Here is a 17,243-nt window from a genome sequence, read left to right as displayed (position 1 = left end):
ATAGCTGAAACCGGGCGCGGACCCGCAATCTTCGCCAAACCGGGCGAGGTCAGCCCGCGGGCCGCTCGCCGGCTTCTTCGCCGAAGAGGGAACGCAGCGTGACTTCCCGGTTCACCCGCACGTGGTCGACCGCGGACACCTTCGCGCGGTCGGCGTCCCGCGACGCGATGGCGTCGTAGAGCCGCCGGTGCTCGTCGAGCAGTTCGGCCCAGTGTTCGTTCTGGCTCGTGAGCCAGCGGAGCCTGCCCTCCAGGGGCTGCAGCATGGTGGAAAGCAGCGCGTTGCCCGCGATGGCGACGATCTCGTCGTGGAAGCGCGAGTTCAGCACGGTGATCCGGGCGGCGTCACCACGGGCCGTGGCGCGGGCGGCCTCGGCGAGGACGCGCTCGAGCCGGGTGAGCTCGGCGGCGCCCGCCCGCTCGGCGGCGAGCCCCGCGGCCAGGCCTTCGAGCGCCTCGCGGACGTCGAACAGCTCCTCGACGTCGACCCGCGCCAGCTGCCGGACGACGACCCGCCGCGGCGACTGGACGACGAGGAAGCCCTCGGCCTCCAGGCTGCGGATGGCCTCGCGGACCGGCACCCGGGATACGCCGAGGTCTTCGGCCAGCTCGCGCTCGACCAGCCGGTCGCCCGGCCGGAGCCGTCCGGTCAGGATCCGTTCGCGCAGCTCCTCGCGCACCCGCTGCCGCGTGGCCGCCAGGGGCTGCCGCTCGCTCACCGCTCCCCCTCCTTCAACACCGCCGTAACCGGCCGTAACAGGAGTTTATCGGCCGCAGGGTTGACTCGACCGGACGCCGGGGCGATATTTGGGATTCCAAAGTTTGGTATCCCAAATCGCCGTCCCTGCACGTCGCGATCGGAGGGCCCATGACCGCCGCCCCGCTCACCGAACCTTCGCACGAGACGAGCCCGCCGCCAGACCCGCGGCTGTGGAACGAAGACCTCGCGCCGGCGAAGGAGCGCCGGTGGAAGGTCTACGACATCTTCGCGCTGTGGATGTCCGACGTGCACAACCTCGGCAACTACACCTTCGCCGCCGGGCTGTTCGTGCTCGGGCTGTCGGCCTGGCAGGTGTTCACCGCGCTGCTGTTCGGGTTCGTCATCATCTACGCCGGGATGAACCTGATGGGCCGGATCGGGCAGCGCACCGGCGTGCCGTTCCCGGTCGTGGCGCGGATCAGCTTCGGCACGTTCGGTGCCAACCTGCCCGCGCTGATCCGCGCGGTCATCGCGATCTTCTGGTACGGCATCCAGACCTACCTCGCGAGTGTGGCCATCACGCTGCTGGTGCTGACCATCGACCCGGGCTTGAAACCCCTGACCGAACACGGTTTCCTCGGCCTGCACGCGCTCGGCTGGATCTGCTTCGTCGCCCTGTGGGCGGTCCAGGCGCTGATCCTGACCCGCGGCATGGAGTCGGTGCGCAAGTTCCAGGACTGGTGCGGCCCGGCGATCTGGGTCGTGATGATCGCCCTCGCCGTCTGGATCCTCGCCGCGGGGAACTGGAACATCTCCTTCACCAGCAGCCCCAAGCAGCTGTCCACCGGTGAGCAGATCCGGCAGTGGTTCGGCGCGGCCGGGCTGATCCTCGCCACCTACGGCACGCTCATGCTCAACTTCTGCGACTTCTCGCGGTTCGCCCCGGACCAGAAGACCGTGAAGCGCGGCAACTTCTGGGGCCTGCCGATCAACTCGACGGCGTTCGCGCTGCTGTCGGTCGTCGTCACCGCGGGCAGCATGCAGGTGTTCGGCGAGGCGATCACCGACCCGGCCGAGCTGCTGTCCAAGGTGGACAACACGCCGGTGCTGATCATCGGCGCGCTCACGTTCGCCGTCGCCACCATGGGCGTCAACATCGTCGCCAACTTCGTCTCGCCCGCCTACGACCTGGCCAACATCTGGCCGAAGCGGATCACCTTCACCATCGGCGGGATGATCAGCGCGGTCGCGGCCCTGTGCGTGCTGCCGTGGAAGCTGTACTCCTCGCCGGCGGTGGTCAACTACTTCCTCGGCGGGCTCGGCGCGTTCCTCGGCCCGCTGTTCGGGATCATGATCGTCGACTACTACCTGATCCGGCGCGGCAAGGTCGACGTCGCCCAGCTCTTCGTCGACCGCGGGGAATACCCGCGCGTGAACCCGCGTGCCCTGGTGACGTTCTTCCCGACCGCCACGCTGGCTGCGGTGATCGCGCTGGTGCCCTCCTTCGCGCCGGCCGCGCCGTACTCGTGGTTCATCGGCACGGCGTCGTCGGCGGCGTTGTACTTCGCGGTCTCGAGGAAGCATCGATGAGGATCGTCGTCACCAACTGCAACACCACCGAGGCGATGACGAAGGAGATCGAAGCCGGGGCCCGCGCGGCCGCGAGCCCCGGCACCGAGATCCTCGCCCGGACGCCACGCTGGGGCCCGGAATCGGCGGAGGGCTGGCTGGACAGCTTCCTGTCCGCGGCGGCCGTGCTGGACCTGCTGCGGGGCCTGGACGAGCCGTTCGACGCCGTCGTGCTCGCCGGGTTCGGCGAGCACGGCCGCGAAGGCGCACGCGAGCTGCTGGACGTCCCGGTCGTCGACATCACCGAAGCCGCCGCGCACCTGGCGTGCCTGCTGGGCCGCCGCTACGGCGTCGTGACCACTTTGGACCGGACGTGCGGCCTGATCGAGGACAGCCTGCACGCCGCCGGGGTCGCGCAGAACTGCGTCACGGTCACCGGCGCCGGGCTCGGCGTGCTGGAGCTGACCGACGGACGCCGGACCGAGTCGGCGTTGCTCACCGCCGGCCGCCGCGCGCGGGACGCCGGCGCGGAGGTCCTGGTCCTCGGCTGCGCCGGGATGACCGGGCTCGACCGGAGAATCGCGACGATGCTGGACATCCCGGTCATCGACGGCGTGGCGGCCGCGGTCCGGCTCGCCGAGTCCCTGGTGGCCTTGGGGCTGAAGACGAGCCGCGCGGGGTCGTACGCGCGACCACTGGACAAGCGGCGCACCTGGCCCGGTTGCCCCTGAAGGTCACCCGTGCGGGTGATCATCGCGGCCGGCTCTCAACCGGGACCGGCCGTCGGGTGTGGTGCAGGCAGTTATGCGGCACCCGCGCCGCGGCCGATTCGAGGAGACACCTTGCGCACCGCTGGAAAACGTCTGGTCCGGGCAACGCTCGCCATCGCGGGGGCCGTCGCCCTGCTCGTCACGGCCACGCCCGCGGCGAACGCGGCGACGGCTCGCAACGGCATTTGCGAGAGGGGCGAGTTCTGCCTGTACTACGGCTACGGCTTCACCGGATCGGTGTCGGACTTCAACGGGGCGATCCCGAACTACGGCAGCACCCTTCCGAGCTGCTACGAGTTCAAAGGCCCGGGCGCCGGTCAGGGGCAGTGCGTCAAGAACAACGCCCGCTCGGCGCGAAACCTCACCAGCATCTGGGTGGTGAAGGTGTTCTACAACAGCAACTACGGCGGCAGGAACGTCACCTACAACCCGGGCGGCGAGGGCAGCCTGACTTACATCGCCACCGAGAACGCCTCACACCTGTACGAGCTCGTCAGCTGAAGCGGCACGCCGGCCGGGATCAGTTCCCGGCCGGCGCGGTGACGCCGGGGGCGGGCGCCTGCGCGTTGCCCGCCACCCCGTAGCGGCCCGCGCCGCCGTCGAGCTGTTCCTTCAACGCCAGCACCGTGCTCACCCGGCCCGCCGACGTGTCCGCGTTGTCCACCGTGGACAGGATGGACGTCGCCGAGGTGTCCGCCCGCACCACGCCCAGCGCGCCGGTGCCGTCCGCGGAACCGGCGTCGCCCGCCAGCACCGTGCCCGCGCCGCTGCGGTCGAGCTGCGTGGTGAACCGGGCGATCGTCGCCGCGCGGTCGCCGGCGCCGTCACCGGTCGCCTGGGCACCCGTGAGCACGATCGCCAGCTGGGCGGGCTTGACGTCCTGGGTCGCCTTGACGAACCCGCCGTCGGTGAGCCCGCTCAGCGCCGCCGCCAGTTCCTCACCCGAGGACTGCGGTTTCGCCGTGGTCTTGTCCAGCAGCAGCACCGAACCGAGCAGTGCACCGGCGAGCGTGCCGGAGTCCCCGGCCGTCGGGAACGTGGAGCCGGCCGGCTGCAGCCGCGTGACGACGTCGCGAAGCTGGTCGGCCTTCTCCGGGTCGGCGAACGCCGACGTCAGCTGCACCTCGCCGGTCACCGAGGCACCGGCCTGGCCGATCAGCTGCTTGAGGGCGTCCCGGTCGGCCGGGCGCGCGTCTTCGGTCGTCACCAGCACCACCGACCGCTTGTCCAGCACACCGGCGACGACCTTCGGGCCCATCGAGCCGGCGAAGGCGTCGGCGTCGGTCAGCCGGGCGTTGAGCGCGTTGCGCTGGGCCTCCAGGTCGGCGACCTGGCTGCCGAGGTCCTTCTTCTCCCCCGCGAGCCCGGACAGCAGCGAGCCGTTCAGCGCCGTGGAGCCGAGCACGACGCCGACGGCCAGTGCGAGGAAGCAGGCGGCGATGGAAACTACGTGGTAGCGCAGCGAAATCACGTGAACAGTCCCTTGACCCAGGCGGCGAACGAGTTCCAGGTGTCCTTGAGCCAGTCCAGGTAGACCGTGCCCACATCGGACACCAGCAGGGCCGCGGCGACCACCACGACCGCGGCGAGCACGAGCAGGATGACCGCGCCGATCGACACCCGGTTGCGGTGCAGCGTCGCCACCGCCTTGCCGTCGACGAGCTTCGTGCCGAGCTTCAGCCGGGTCAGGAACGTCGACGGGTTGGAGCCGGACCGGCCGTGGTCGAGGAACTCGCGCAGCGTGGCCTGGAAGCCGACGGTGACGACCAGGCTGGCGCCGTGCGCGTCGGCCAGCAGCAGGGCGAGGTCTTCGGCGTTGCCCGACGCCGGGAACGTCACCGCGCCGATGCCGAGGTCCTGGATCCGCTCGACACCGGGGGCGTGCCCGTCCGGCTGCGCGGGCACGACGACCTCGCCGCCGCCGCGCAGCGTCGCGGTGCCGATCCCGGTGGGGTCGCCGACGACGATGTCCGGCCGGTAGCCCTGCACGCGCAGGGTGTCGGCACCGGCGTCGACGCCGATGAGCACCGGGCGGTGCTCGGCGACGTACTTCTTGAGCTTCTTGAGGTCTTCGGCGTGCCCGTTGCCGCCCGCGACGACGAGCACGTGCCGGTCGCGCAGCGGCACCTTCAGTTCGGGCACACCGACGCCGTCGAGGATCAGGGTGCGCTCGCGGCGCAGGAACTCGATGGTGTTCGCCGAGAACGCCTCCAGCTGCGTCGACATCCCGGCCTTGGCCTCGATCATCTGGTCGGCGACGCTCTCGACGGTCTGCTCGATGCCCGAGGCGACCTGCCGTTCGCCGATGTAGACGACGCCGTCGAGCAGCCGCAGCTTCGTGCCGTCCTTGATCGAGCGCAGCAGCTCGCCGCCGACCGAGTCGACGAGCGGGATGCCGGCCGCGACGAGGATCTCCGGGCCCATGTTGGGGAACCGGCCGGAGATCGACGGCGACGCGTTGACCACGCCGGCGACCTCGGCCTCGACCAGGGCGTCGGCCGTCGCGCGGTCGAGGTCCAGCTGGTCGAGGACGACGATGTCGCCGGGACTGATCCGGCGCAGCAGCTCGCGGGTGCGGCGGTCGACCCGGGCGACCCCGGTGATCCCCGGCAGGGGTTCTTGATTCCGCGTGAGCAGACCCGTGAGCTTCATGTGGCCGATGGTGACAAATTTGCTCGTGGGACGAGGTACGCCACGCCGTAGCCGCCGTGACTCGTTGTGGTGAGCCCGGTCGCCGTCCCCCGCGCGGGTCAGGCGTCCGACTCCTCCGAAAGCGAGCCGAAATCGAGGTTCAACCAGGGACTCGCCGGATCCTGAAGGAGCTGGTGGTGGACCCGCACGGCCGCCGGGTACCACTCGCCGAACCCCTCCTCGCCGTCGTGCAGCACCCGGCCCATGACGTACCCCGCCGACAGGTCGGCCCATGACTGGTGGTAGCGGCGGGCGAGGGAACCGGCTTCGAGCACCATCAGCTCGGCGCTCAGCGCGTCGCAGTACCCGGCCGCCAGCCCCTCGCGGGCGATGGTGACCGCGCGGCCGACGTCCCAGGACAGCGCCGTCGTGACGCAGCCGTCCGCGTCGACCAGGCCGTCGGCGCGGAGCCGCCGCTCGTACCGCGAGACCCGGCGGACGGTGTCCCGCAGCTCCTCGGCCTGGTCCGCGGCGTCGTTCTCCGTGCACCACCGGTCCACCAGCCGCGCCCAGGTCAGCGGGTCGAACTCGGCGCCCGGCAGCCCGTACTCGGCGGCGAACCGCAGGCGCAGCATGAGAACCAGGTTGCCGGGCGTCAACGCGTAGCCGTCGCCGATCAGGCCGGTCATGGTCGCGCGCCAGCCGGGCGGGTCGGGCACGCCCCACCAGTCCCGCAGGCTGCGCACTTCGGCGACGTAGTCGTGGTAGCGGCCGTCGAGGACGTTCCAGGGCGCCGCGTTCAGCACGGCGAGGTGCGCGCCGCAGGCCAGCGCGTGCGCGATGGGCCCTTCGAGGTGCCCGTACGACGCGGTGATCAGCCGCTCGACCTGGTCTTCGAGCGGCGTGACGTCGTCCGGGTGCGCGTCGAGCCACGGCTGCAGCGTCGCCCCCGGCAGCCGCCACTCGGCGCGGGTGCCGCGGTTGAACACGACGCGCTCGTGCCGCCCGACGCCGTCGACGGCCCAGTCGAGCGCGCCGCTCATGGCCACGACGTCCGGGCCGAAGTCCGGCAGCGCGCCGCGGGTGAAGACCTGCAGGAACTCGTCGCCACCGGTCTCGAAGTAGACGTTCGGGAAGGTTTCCGCCCGCTCGTCGAGGATGCTCCGGGCGTCCACCCGCCGGATCGGCACGAACAGCTCCTCGCCCGCGAGCAGGCCGAGGTAGCGGTCGAGGTCGCCGTCCCGCCGCGCGGCGGCGAGCTGGGCTTCGACATCGGCGGGCGGCGGCAGGATCACGGTGCGGCTCCCTCCGCTCGGCCGGTCAGCACGACGAGCTTGCCCGCCGTCCGGTTGTGCTCCAGGTCGTCGTGCGCCTGCCGGATCTCCGCCATCGAGTACACCTTCGCCGGGCCGAGGGTGGCTTCGCCGTCGGCGATCCGGTCGAGGTGGCGCTGGAGAACGGGAGCGGGCAGGTCGTCCGCCTCACCACCATAAGCGGTCAACCGCACCCCGGCGGGAAGGTAGCCGATCGGATAGAAGTTCGAGATCGTCCACTGGTTGGACAGCATGCCGGTGAAGCACACGGTCCCGTGCACGCGGGTGGCGTTCAGGGTGTCCGGCAGGGCCGTGGTGCCGACCGCGCGCATGGGGATCCTTTCTTCGCCGTCGAACAAGTCCTCCAACCGCTTCGCCCGCGAGAACCTTCCGTGACCGTCGAGGGCTTCCGAGGTGTTCGCGCGCGTTCTCGAATTTCACGAGAGGTTTTACCAACTATTTACCCGAAATGTGGATCTCGCCACCCGGCACTCCTGGTTGGAAAGTGACAGGCAAGGCTCTCATCAGGAGAAAAGGCCGAGCATAGGCCGTTTGCCGCCGTGGTGACTGTGCGTTCGCGATCCGTTTCCTAACGCTGTCACAATTCTCAGGAAGATTTCTCGCGGGGACCGCCGATACTTGGTCGCACAGCCGACAGCTGTGCAATGCATCCTCATGGGGGGTGATCGCATTGCGCCACCGAGCGTTTCTCATGCCACCCAGGAGTTTGCCCATGCAGTCCAGCGATGTCGGTGTTCCCGGAACCGGTGTGGTTCCGGGCGTGCCCACCCTGCCCGACGTCCCGGCGCCGCGGATCGCCGCGCTCGAGCGCCTCGCCCCGCCCGCCGTGCGGACCGGCTTCAACCACGCCGCGCTGTCGGTGACCGACCTCGACCGCGCGGTTGCGTGGTACGAGCAGGTCTTCGGCCTCAAGCTCCTGCTCGGCCCGTTTTCCATCAGCAGCGACGCGCCCGGCGGCGGGCCCGCGTCGGACATCTACGGCGAGGGCTGGCAGAGCGCCCGGATCGCGCACATGGTCATGCCGGGCGGCACCGGAATCGAATTGTTCGAATTCACCGGCCCGGTCGCCGAGCGCCGCGCCGACAACTTCGACTACTGGCGCACCGGCATCTTCCACATCTGCTTCACGTGCCTCGACGTGACGGAGACGGCCGGCCGCATCACCCTTTTCGGCGGCCGCCAGCGCAGCAAGATCCACCAGGTGGGGCCGAAGTCGTGGTTCTGCTTCTGCGAAGACCCGTTCGGCAACGTGCTCGAGCTCGTCGACCAGACCTTCGAGGAACTGTTCACCCCGCCTCCGGGTGTCGAGGACCCGGACGCCTGCTGAGCCGCGTCGGGTGGGGCACCTCGGGCCCCACCCGGCAAGCCGGCAGCCCGGCTACTTCTTCTTGGCCCGCTTCCGCTTCGGCTCGAACTCCGTCTTGTCCTTCTCCGCCGTCGCCAGCAGTTCCTCCGCGTGCGCGCGGCCGGTCTCGTTGTCCATGCCCGCGAGCATCCGCGCCAGCTCGCTCACCCGCTCTGTCTGGCTCAAGTTCTTCACGCCGCTTCGCGTGACGCCGCCGGTGTGGCCCTTGTCCACCACCAGGTGCTGGTCCGCGAACGCCGCGACCTGCGGCAGGTGCGTCACCACCAGGACCTGGTGGGTCCGGGCCAGCCGGGCCAGCCGCCGGCCGATCTCGATCGCCGCGCGGCCGCCCACCCCGGCATCGACCTCGTCGAACACCAGCGTCTGGACCGTGTCCGCGTGGGCCAGGACCACCTCGATCGCCAGCATCACCCGCGACAGCTCACCGCCCGACGCCGCCTTGTGGACCGGCAGCGGCGGCGCACCGTCGTGGGCGCGCAGCAGCAGCTCGACGTCGTCGACGCCGTCGGGGCCCGCGTGCACCGCGCGGCCGTCGATGGTCAGCGCGTGCGTGTCGCCGTGCTCGGCCGGACGCTGCTCGACCGTCACCTCGATCGCGGCCTGGCCCATCGCCAGCCCGGACAGCTCACGGGTGATCTCCGCCGCCAGCGACGCTGCCGCGTCGGCGCGTGCGGCCGACACCTCCCCGGCGTGCACGGCCAGCTGCACCGCGAGCTGGTCGCGCCGCACCGCCAGCTCGGCGAGCGCCTCCTCCGACGTGTCCATGGTTTCCAGGCGACGCCGGGCGTCGTCGGCCCAGGCGAGCACACCGTCGACGTCCGCCGCGTACTTGCGGGTCAGCCGCTTGAGATCGGCCTGGCGGGCCAGCACCTTCTCCAGCAGCGCCGGGTCGGCGTCCAGCGACTCGACGTAGTTGCCCAGCTCGGCGCCGACGTCGGTGAGCAGCACCGACGCCTCCTCCAGCCGCGGCGCCAGCTCACGCAGCACGGCGTCCTCCGACGTCGAAAGCCGCCGCAGCGCCTCGGAGACCAGGCCGGCCGCCCCCGGCGCGTCCGGGTCGCCGTCCGGGGAGCCGGACACCGCGACGTGCGCCTCGGTCGCCGCCGCCCGCAGCTCGTCGGCCGCCGCGAGCCGCTTGATCTGCTCGGTGAGCTCGACGTCCTCGCCCGGTTCCGGCGCGACGGCGTCGATCTCGGTCAGCCCGTGCTTGAGCAGGTCGGCCTGCTGGGCCATCTCCCGCGAGCGCGTCGACCGCTCGGTCAGCTCGGCGATCACCGCCAGCCACTCGGACCGGATCTCCTGGTACGCGCGCAACGGCTTCGCCACCGCGTCACCCGCGAACCGGTCGATCACCGCGCGCTGCTCGGCCGGACGCAGCAGCCGCAGCTGATCGTTCTGCCCGTGCACCGCGATCAGCTGCTCCGACAGCTCCGCGAGCACACCGACCGGCACGGACCGGCCACCGAGGTGGGCACGGGACCGCCCGTCCACAGCGACCGCGCGCAGCGCGATCACGCTGCCGTCCTCGTCCACGTCCGCACCCGAATCGGCGACGATCCGTTCGGCACCTTCGACACCGGAGTAGGTGAACCGTCCTTCCACGAATGCCTTGAGCATCCCCGTCCGGACCTTGGACACCTCGGCGCGGCCCCCGGACAGCAGGTGCAGCCCGGTGACGACCATGGTCTTGCCCGCACCCGTTTCACCAGTCACGACGGTGAAGCCCGCGTGCAGTTCCAGCAGGGCGTCCTCGATGACTCCGAGGCCCTGGATGCGCATCTCGGCCAGCACGCCGCCTACGGTAGCGGCCACCACCGACACTCTGCGCGCGCGGGCACCCGCGCGTCGCCGATGTGTTCGAATTACTCGCCGGGACGCGCGTGGCGTTCGCGCCAGCTCTTCACCGGCAGGGAGAACTTCTGCACCAGGCGGTCGGTGAACGGGCCGTCCCACAGCCGGACCAGCCGCACCGGGATCTTCCCGCAGGTCACGCGCACCCGGGCGCCCGGCGGCAGGTCGATCGGGCGGGTCCCGTCGCAGGTCAGCACGGCCGACGAGCCGTCCGGGTCGATCCCGACGGTGATCACCGAGTCGCGGGAGACGACCAGCGGCCGCGAGAACATCGCGTGCGCGTTGCTCGGCACCACCAGCAGCGCCTGGACGTCCGGCCAGATGATCGGGCCACCCGCCGAGAACGCGTACGCGGTCGACCCGGTCGGTGTGGCGCACAGCACACCGTCGCACCCGAAGGCGGACACCGGGCGGCCGTCGACCTCGATCAGCGCGTCCAGCACCCGCTCCCGGGTGCTCTTCTCGACGCTGGCTTCGTTGAGCGCCCAGGTGCGGGCGACCTCGGCACCGTCGACGGTGACGGTGACGTCGATGGTCATCCGCTGTTCGACCTGGTAGTCGCCGTCGACCACGCGCTGGACGGTGTCGGCCAGCGCGTCGGAGTCGGCTTCGGCGAGGAAGCCGACGCGCCCGAGGTTCACGCCGAGCACCGGGACCCCGGCGGGCCGCGCCAGCTCGGCCGCGCGCAGCAGCGTGCCGTCGCCGCCGAGGACGAAGACCAGCTCGACGCCGTCGGCGGGGTCGTCGTCCGGGTCGACGACGGTGCAGGTGGCGCCGACGCCGTGCTGTTCGGGGTTGATCAACGCGCAGACGTCGTGCTCGGTCACCCGGATCCGGATGCCGGCCTTGGCGAAGCGCGCCGAAACCTCGCGCGCGGCTTCGCCCGTCGCGTCGCGATCGGGGTGCACCAAGAGGAGCACTTCACGTTCGGTGGTCATGCGGGCCCTTCCTCGACGGCGGTCCGGACGAGCCGCTCGGCCTCAGACCTGTCTACCGCGTCCACAGTGGACTCGGCCACGGTGGCTTTCTCCAGCCACACGAAGTACTCGACGTTCCCGGACGGGCCGGGCAGCGGGCTGGCGGTCACCCCGCGCAGCGCGAGCCCGAGTTTCGCGGCCTCGTCGATGACGGTGAGCACGGATTCGGCGCGCAGCTCCGGGTCGCGGACGACGCCGCCGCTGCCGAGGCGGTCCTTGCCCACTTCGAACTGCGGCTTCACCATCGGCACCAGATCGGCGCCTTCGCGCGCGCAGGCCGCGAGGGCGGGCAGCACGAGCTTGAGCGAGATGAACGAAAGGTCGCCGACGACGAGGTCGACCTGCCCGCCGAGGTCGTCGGGCGTGAGGTTGCGGACGTTCGTGCGATCCATGACCACTACACGTTCGTCGGTGCGGATCCGCCAGTCGAGCAGCCCGCGGCCGACGTCGGCGGCGATCACGGTCGCGGCGCCGTTGCGGAGCAGGACGTCGGTGAAGCCGCCGGTGGACGCGCCGGCGTCGAGGCAGCGCTTGCCTTCGACGCTCAGCTCGGTGAACGCCGCCAAGGCGCCCAGGAGCTTGTGCGCACCGCGCGAAGCCCAGCCGGGGTCGTCTTCGTCCTTGACGACGATGGGCGCGCCGGATTCCACGCCGGTGGCGGGCTTGGTCGCGACCATGCCGCGGACGGTGACCTTGCCGCCGGCGATCAGGGCCGAGGCCTGCTCGCGCGACCGGGCAAGACCGCGCCGAACCAGTTCCGCGTCGAGGCGGGCCCGCTTGGGCACGCCGATCAGACCTTGTCGATGCTGGACAGGGCGACCGTCAGCTCGGTGTGCACGGCGTCGAAGCGCTCGACGTGCTCCGCGAGCGGCAGCGCGTCCAGGTCGTCCAGCCCGGCGACGGCTTCCTCGATGCCGGCCCGCGGGTCGGTCTGCTGCGAGAACGAACCGGGCGGCGGGCCCGGGACGGGGTAGGGATGGTCCTGCACAGTGCAGACGGTATCAGTCAGGACAGACCGAGCCGTGTCTTGGCGTCGCCGTCGACCGCGGTGACGCCGGTCTCCCAGGCCGTGTGGCACAGCGCGCGGAGCAGGTCCAGGTCGTCGCCTTCGCCCTTCGCCGTCAAGGTCCGGTTCTCGACGGTCACGGTCCAGCCCGGCCGCGGCCCGATCCTCAGGTCCTCGGCCCGCTCGGTCAGCGCCGTGAGGTCGTGGGCGAGGTAGGTGCCGCGCTCGGCCGGGATCGCCTCGATCAGCTGCTTCGGCGTGGCGACGCCGGACAGGACGACCAGGGAATCGATGCCCGCGGCGACCGCGCCCGCGATGTCAGTGTCGAGCCGGTCGCCGACGACCAGCGGCCGCTCCGCGCCGGCCGACCGCGCGGCCGTGTCGAACAGCAGTGGCTGCGGCTTCCCGGCGACCACGGGTTCGACGTCGGTGGCGGTGCGCAGCGCGGCGACCATCGAGCCGTTGCCGGGCAGCAGGCCACGCTCGCTGGGCAGCGTCGCGTCGACGTTGCAGGCCACCCACAGCGCGCCGGCGCGGATGGCCAGGCAGGCCTCGGCCAGCGCGGCCCAGGTGTTGTCCGGCGAGTGCCCCTGCACGACGGCCCGGACGCCCGGGCCGTTCTCCCGCACCGGCTCGAGCCCCGCCTGCGCCACTTCGGCGGCGAGGGACCCGGTCCCGACGACGAGGACCTCGGCGCCGGGCTCGAGCCGTTCCTCGAGCAGCTGCACGCCGGCCTGGGCGCTGGTGTGCACCTCGTCGGTCCCGGCGGGCATGCCGAGCCCGGTGAGATGCGCGACGACCTCCCCGGGTGCCTTGGAGGCGTTGTTCGTGACGAACCGGACGGGCGTGCCGTGCTCCCGCGCGGCCCGCACCGTCTCCGCGGCACCCGGGATCACCCGGGTGCCGTGGTAGACGGTGCCGTCGAGGTCGAAGAGGACCGCGTCGTAGGCCGCGAGGAGAGCGTCACTCATCGGTGTCTTCGGCGTCCTTCTTGTCGGCGTTCTTTTCCTCGGCGTCCTTTTTGTCGGCGTTCTCGTTCGACAGGTCGGCGGCCCGCTCGGCGGCGTCGGTGTCGTCCTCGGCGTCGGCCTCGGCCGCGTTGAGGAACCACCGGATGGCCTCGTCCTTGCGCCCGGCGGCCGCGAGGTTGTCGGCGTAGGCGTAGAAGAGGCGAGCGCTCCACGGATCGCGCTTCTCGGCCTTGAGGTCGTCACCCTGCAGCGAGACGACGGCGGCATCGAGCTGCCCGAGGTCCCGGCGCGCCCCGGCCGAGACGATCGCGAGCTCGACCTGGATGGCCTTCGCGAGCTTCGCCGTGTCGGCCTCCTTCGCGAGGTCGAGGGCCCGCTCGGGACGGCCGAGCGCCCGCTCCGCGTCGGCGATGATGGCGATGTGGTCGTCGCTGCGGGTCATCCGGCGGACGGCCCGCAGTTCGGAGAGGGCTTCGGACCAGTTGCCGGCGTGGTAGGCGACCAGGCCGAGGGCTTCGCGCACGATCGGGACGCGTGAGGCCTTCGCCTTGGCGTACTTCGCGTGCTCGAGGGCGGCTTCGGGATCGCTGTCGATCAGCCCGCCGGCGGCGACGAGGTGCTTCCCGACGGTCTCGGCCAGGCCCTTCGGCAACGTCCGCAGCTCGCGGCGGGCCTCCTCGTCGAGGTCGGAGAACTCGATGCCCTCGGGGAGCTCGGGCGCCTCGAGGAGTTCCCTAGCGAGGGCCTCGTCGTCCAGCGGAGCACCGACCCTGGGCCGCGGGTTTTGGTGGGGCCGGTCGTCACGGCGGTCCTTGCGGTCGCCGTGGTCCCGGCTGCCGGGACGGCTGGTGTTGTCGCGGTCGTAGCGCTTGCCGGAGTCGCGGAAGCCGCCACCGGTGCGCTCGCCGCGGTTCTCACGGTTGTCGCTGCTGCTGCCACGGCTGTCGCTGCTGGTACGGCTGTCATTACTGGTACGGCTGTCGCTGTTGCCCCGGCTTTCGCGGCTGTCGCTGCTGTCGCGACGCTGGTAGCTGCCACGGTCGCCGCGCGAGTCGTCACGGCGGTCGTCGCCGGACCGGCCGCGGTCGTCGGACCGGAAGCTGCCGGTCCGCGTACCGCGGTCGTCGTCGCGGCGCTGGTAACTGCTGCGCTCGCCGCGCGAGTCGTCACGACGGTCGCGGTCGTCGCGGCCCTGGTAGCCGCCACGCTCGCCACGCGAGTCGTCGCGACGGTCGCTGCCGCCGGACCGGAAACCACCCGTCCGGGTGCCGCGGTCGTCATCGCGGCGCTGGTAGCTGCCGCCACGGGAATCGTCGCGACGGTCGCTGCCGCCGGACCGGAAACCACCCGTCCGGGTGCCGCGGTCGTCGTCACGGCGCTGGTAGCTGCCACCGCGGGAATCATCCCGGCGGTCGCTGCCGGTACGGCCACGGTCGTCCGAGCGGAAGCCACCCGGACGGCTGCCGCGGTCATCGCGACGCTGGTAGCTGCCGCCACGGGAGTCCTCGCGACGGTCGCTGCCGCCACGGCCGCGGTCATCGGACCGGACGCCACCGGTGCGGGTGCCGCGGTCGTCGTCACGGCGCTGGTAGCCGCCGCCACGGGAATCGTCGCGACGGTCCCGGTCGTCGGAGCGGAAACCGCCCGGACGGGCGCCACGCGAATCGTCGCGACGGTCGGATCCGCGCCCGCGGTCGTCCGAGCGGAAACCGCCCGGACGGCTGCTGCGCTCGTCGTCGCGGCGATTGCTGTCCCAGCGGGGCTTGCGGTCGCCGAACGACGACTTGCCCTGCGGCCGGCCGCCACGGTCCTCGGAGCCGCGGCCGGAGCTGTCGTTGCGGGTACCGGAGCGGCTGTTGCCCCGGTCCTCGTAGCGGCCGCCCGGCCGACCGGTGCCGCGGTCTTCGTAGCGCCCTCCGCCGGAGCGGCTCGGGCCGTCGGAGAAGCGGCTGCCACCCGGCCGACCGCCGGAGTCACGGCTGCCACCCGGCCGACCGCCGGAGTCACGGCTACCGCCCGGCCGCCCGCCTGAATCGCGGCCACCGCCCGGCCGACCACCGGAGTCGCGGTTGACGTACCCGCCGCGGCGGTCGTCGCGATCGCCGAAGCTGCGGCCGCCACTGCTGCTCTGACCTGCGTGTCCGCCGCGCTGATCGCGGTCACGGGGACCGTCGCCGCCGCGGAAGGGCTTGCCGCCGCCGCGGACACCGCGGTCGTCACGGCGCGGGCGTCCCTGGTGGGTGCTGTCGCGGCCGCCGCGGTCCTGCCGCGCGCCGCGCCGGTCTCCCCCGGGTGCGTCCGGCCGGCCGCGGGAGCTTTCGTCCCGGCGTGCCGACCGGCCGGACCCATCATCGCTTGAGTCTCGTCGACCGAACTCGGACACCTGGCCTCCTGCCATGGAAAAAATCTTGTTCTGGACATACGCGTACGGCCCGTTAGGGCAGCCAACTGGCTATCCTAACGGGCCGTACGGAAGGTAAGTTCGGCGGTGTCCTACTCTCCCACAACCCTTCGGTTGCAGTACCATCGGCGCTGTCAGGCTTAGCTTCCGGGTTCGGAATGGGACCGGGCGTTTCCCTGACGCTATAACCACCGAAACACTCCGAAACAACACACACTGTGACACGTCACCAGTGTGGTGTTTCAGAACCGTAGAGTGGATGCGTAACATCTTTGTAGGCAAGTCCTCGGCCTATTAGTACCAGTCAACTCGACAACACATTACTGTGCTTCCATTTCTGGCCTATCAACCCAATGGTCTGTTGGGGGCCTTAACCCACAAAGGGGTGGGATACCTCATCTTGGAACAGGCTTCCCGCTTAGATGCCTTCAGCGGTTATCCCTTCCGAACGTGGCCAACCAGCCATGCCCTTGGCAGAACAACTGGCACACCAGAGGTTCGTCCGTCCCGGTCCTCTCGTACTAGGGACAGCCTTCCTCAAGTATCCTACGCGCGCGGCGGATAGGGACCGAACTGTCTCACGACGTTCTAAACCCAGCTCGCGTGCCGCTTTAATGGGCGAACAGCCCAACCCTTGGGACCTACTCCGGCCCCAGGATGCGACGAGCCGACATCGAGGTGCCAAACCATGCCGTCGATATGGACTCTTGGGCAAGATCAGCCTGTTATCCCCGGGGTACCTTTTATCCGTTGAGCGACACCCCTTCCACCAGGAGGTGCCGGATCACTAGTCCCGACTTTCGTCCCTGCTCGACATGTCTGTCTCACAGTCAAGCTCCCTTGTGCACTTGCACTCAACACCTGATTGCCAACCAGGCTGAGGGAACCTTTGGGCGCCTCCGTTACTCTTTAGGAGGCAACCGCCCCAGTTAAACTACCCATCAGGCACTGTCCCTGAACCAGATCATGGCCCGAGGTTCAGATTCCCAATTCGACCAGAGTGGTATTTCAACAACGACTCCACAGCCACTAGCGTGACCACTTCACAGTCTCCCACCTATCCTACACAAGCCGAACCGAAAACCAATACCAAACTATAGTAAAGGTCCCGGGGTCTTTCCGTCCTGCCGCGCGTAACGAGCATCTTTACTCGTAGTGCAATTTCGCCGGGCCTGTGGTTGAGACAGCCGGAAAGTCGTTACGCCATTCGTGCAGGTCGGAACTTACCCGACAAGGAATTTCGCTACCTTAGGATGGTTATAGTTACCACCGCCGTTTACTGGCGCTTAAATTCTCAGCTTCGCCCCGAAAGGCTAACCGGTCCTCTTAACGTTCCAGCACCGGGCAGGCGTCAGTCCATATACATCGTCTTGCGACTTCGCATGGACCTGTGTTTTTAGTAAACAGTCGCTTTCCGCTGGTCTCTGCGGCCACCCACCCCTAGCCTGTAAAAAGCTTCAGGATGTTTGGCCCCCCTTCTCCCGAAGTTACGGGGGCATTTTGCCGAGTTCCTTAACCACAGTTCACCCGATCGCCTTGGTATTCTCTACCTGACCACCTGTGTTGGTTTGGGGTACGGGCCGTGCATGCACTCACTAGAGGCTTTTCTCGGCAGCATAGGATCACTCTACTTCGCCTCAAACGGCTACGCATCACGTCTCAACCTAT

General features: G+C 70.2%; 15 protein-coding genes and 2 rRNA genes. 4 read left to right on the top strand and 13 right to left on the bottom strand.

The window, feature by feature from the left end; genetic code table 11:
* Window positions 1-49 precede the first annotated feature (49 nt).
* On the bottom strand, window positions 50-718 hold the full coding sequence (locus ACLJQE_RS20115; RefSeq protein ID WP_410640834.1) for a GntR family transcriptional regulator: 669 nt from the start codon (window positions 716-718) through the stop codon (window positions 50-52).
* A 149-nt stretch (window positions 719-867) separates the two neighbouring features.
* Between ACLJQE_RS20115 and ACLJQE_RS20110 the strand changes: the two genes are divergently transcribed.
* From ACLJQE_RS20110 to ACLJQE_RS20100, 3 genes are read left to right on the top strand one after another with little or no spacing between them, the layout of a single operon-like run.
* A complete protein-coding gene (locus ACLJQE_RS20110) occupies window positions 868-2,289 on the top strand; it encodes an NCS1 family nucleobase:cation symporter-1 (protein ID WP_410640833.1) in 1,422 nt (473 codons plus the stop codon).
* On the top strand, window positions 2,286-2,999 hold the full coding sequence (locus tag ACLJQE_RS20105) for an aspartate/glutamate racemase family protein (protein WP_410640832.1): 714 nt from the start codon (window positions 2,286-2,288) through the stop codon (window positions 2,997-2,999). The genes ACLJQE_RS20110 and ACLJQE_RS20105 overlap by 4 nt, the downstream gene beginning before the upstream one ends.
* Window positions 3,000-3,008: 9 nt before the next feature.
* Window positions 3,009-3,539 (top strand): peptidase inhibitor family I36 protein, encoded by a 531-nt coding sequence (locus ACLJQE_RS20100; protein ID WP_410640831.1) that lies wholly within the window; start codon window positions 3,009-3,011, stop codon window positions 3,537-3,539.
* A gap of 19 nt (window positions 3,540-3,558) precedes the next feature.
* On the opposite strand, the gene ACLJQE_RS20095 is transcribed toward ACLJQE_RS20100, so the two are convergent.
* From ACLJQE_RS20095 to ACLJQE_RS20080, 4 genes are all read right to left on the bottom strand, one after another.
* Window positions 3,559-4,509: a copper transporter gene (locus ACLJQE_RS20095; RefSeq protein WP_410640830.1), complete on the bottom strand. Its 951-nt coding sequence runs from the start codon at window positions 4,507-4,509 to the stop codon at window positions 3,559-3,561.
* Window positions 4,506-5,690: a putative cytokinetic ring protein SteA gene (steA, locus tag ACLJQE_RS20090; RefSeq protein WP_410640828.1), complete on the bottom strand. Its 1,185-nt coding sequence runs from the start codon at window positions 5,688-5,690 to the stop codon at window positions 4,506-4,508. The genes ACLJQE_RS20095 and steA overlap by 4 nt, the downstream gene beginning before the upstream one ends.
* 98 nt (window positions 5,691-5,788) lie before the next feature.
* Window positions 5,789-6,964 carry a DUF1266 domain-containing protein gene (locus tag ACLJQE_RS20085; RefSeq protein ID WP_410640826.1) on the bottom strand — a complete coding sequence of 392 codons (1,176 nt, stop codon included), beginning with the start codon at window positions 6,962-6,964 and terminating at the stop codon, window positions 5,789-5,791.
* On the bottom strand, window positions 6,961-7,314 hold the full coding sequence (locus ACLJQE_RS20080; protein WP_410640825.1) for a zinc-binding dehydrogenase: 354 nt from the start codon (window positions 7,312-7,314) through the stop codon (window positions 6,961-6,963). The genes ACLJQE_RS20085 and ACLJQE_RS20080 overlap by 4 nt, the downstream gene beginning before the upstream one ends.
* A gap of 401 nt (window positions 7,315-7,715) precedes the next feature.
* Here ACLJQE_RS20080 and ACLJQE_RS20075 point away from each other — a divergent pair, with 401 nt between their 5' ends.
* Window positions 7,716-8,330 (top strand): VOC family protein, encoded by a 615-nt coding sequence (locus tag ACLJQE_RS20075; RefSeq protein ID WP_410640824.1) that lies wholly within the window; start codon window positions 7,716-7,718, stop codon window positions 8,328-8,330.
* Between the two features lie 51 nt (window positions 8,331-8,381).
* Here the strand turns inward: ACLJQE_RS20075 and recN are convergent, their stop codons facing one another.
* The 8 genes from recN to ACLJQE_RS20035 form a co-directional block, all read right to left on the bottom strand.
* Window positions 8,382-10,160 (bottom strand): DNA repair protein RecN, encoded by a 1,779-nt coding sequence (gene recN / locus ACLJQE_RS20070; protein WP_410641146.1) that lies wholly within the window; start codon window positions 10,158-10,160, stop codon window positions 8,382-8,384.
* Window positions 10,161-10,231: 71 nt separating this feature from the next.
* On the bottom strand, window positions 10,232-11,158 hold the full coding sequence (locus ACLJQE_RS20065; protein WP_410640823.1) for an NAD kinase: 927 nt from the start codon (window positions 11,156-11,158) through the stop codon (window positions 10,232-10,234).
* Window positions 11,155-11,982, bottom strand: coding sequence for a TlyA family RNA methyltransferase (locus ACLJQE_RS20060; RefSeq protein WP_410640822.1), 828 nt, complete (start codon window positions 11,980-11,982; stop codon window positions 11,155-11,157). Before ACLJQE_RS20060 ends, ACLJQE_RS20065 begins: the two co-directional genes overlap by 4 nt.
* Window positions 11,983-11,987: 5 nt before the next feature.
* Window positions 11,988-12,185 (bottom strand): hypothetical protein, encoded by a 198-nt coding sequence (locus tag ACLJQE_RS20055; RefSeq protein ID WP_072480075.1) that lies wholly within the window; start codon window positions 12,183-12,185, stop codon window positions 11,988-11,990.
* Between the two features lie 17 nt (window positions 12,186-12,202).
* Window positions 12,203-13,174, bottom strand: coding sequence for an HAD-IIA family hydrolase (locus ACLJQE_RS20050; RefSeq protein ID WP_410640821.1), 972 nt, complete (start codon window positions 13,172-13,174; stop codon window positions 12,203-12,205).
* Complete coding sequence (locus ACLJQE_RS20045; RefSeq protein WP_410640820.1) at window positions 13,167-15,557, bottom strand: hypothetical protein; 2,391 nt, start codon at window positions 15,555-15,557, stop codon at window positions 13,167-13,169. The genes ACLJQE_RS20050 and ACLJQE_RS20045 overlap by 8 nt, the downstream gene beginning before the upstream one ends.
* Before the next feature lie 97 nt (window positions 15,558-15,654).
* Window positions 15,655-15,771, bottom strand: a 5S ribosomal RNA gene (gene rrf, locus ACLJQE_RS20040).
* Between the two features lie 78 nt (window positions 15,772-15,849).
* A 23S ribosomal RNA gene (locus tag ACLJQE_RS20035) occupies window positions 15,850-17,243 on the bottom strand; the annotation flags it as partial.

The organism is Amycolatopsis sp. lyj-346 (genome assembly GCF_046548975.1).
GTDB lineage: Bacteria > Actinomycetota > Actinomycetes > Mycobacteriales > Pseudonocardiaceae > Amycolatopsis.
The sequence above is the reverse complement of the archived record's forward strand: the minus strand, read 5'-3'. Positions and strand labels throughout refer to the sequence as shown.

Coding starts and splice junctions, on each gene's coding strand:
- ACLJQE_RS20110 (WP_410640833.1), top strand. CDS start 868: ATGACCGCCGCCCCGCTCACCGAACCTTCGCACGAGACGAGCCCGCCG.
- ACLJQE_RS20080 (WP_410640825.1), bottom strand. CDS start 7,314: ATGCGCGCGGTCGGCACCACGGCCCTGCCGGACACCCTGAACGCCACC.
- ACLJQE_RS20075 (WP_410640824.1), top strand. CDS start 7,716: ATGCAGTCCAGCGATGTCGGTGTTCCCGGAACCGGTGTGGTTCCGGGC.
- steA (WP_410640828.1), bottom strand. CDS start 5,690: ATGAAGCTCACGGGTCTGCTCACGCGGAATCAAGAACCCCTGCCGGGG.
- ACLJQE_RS20065 (WP_410640823.1), bottom strand. CDS start 11,158: ATGACCACCGAACGTGAAGTGCTCCTCTTGGTGCACCCCGATCGCGAC.
- ACLJQE_RS20105 (WP_410640832.1), top strand. CDS start 2,286: ATGAGGATCGTCGTCACCAACTGCAACACCACCGAGGCGATGACGAAG.
- ACLJQE_RS20050 (WP_410640821.1), bottom strand. CDS start 13,174: ATGAGTGACGCTCTCCTCGCGGCCTACGACGCGGTCCTCTTCGACCTC.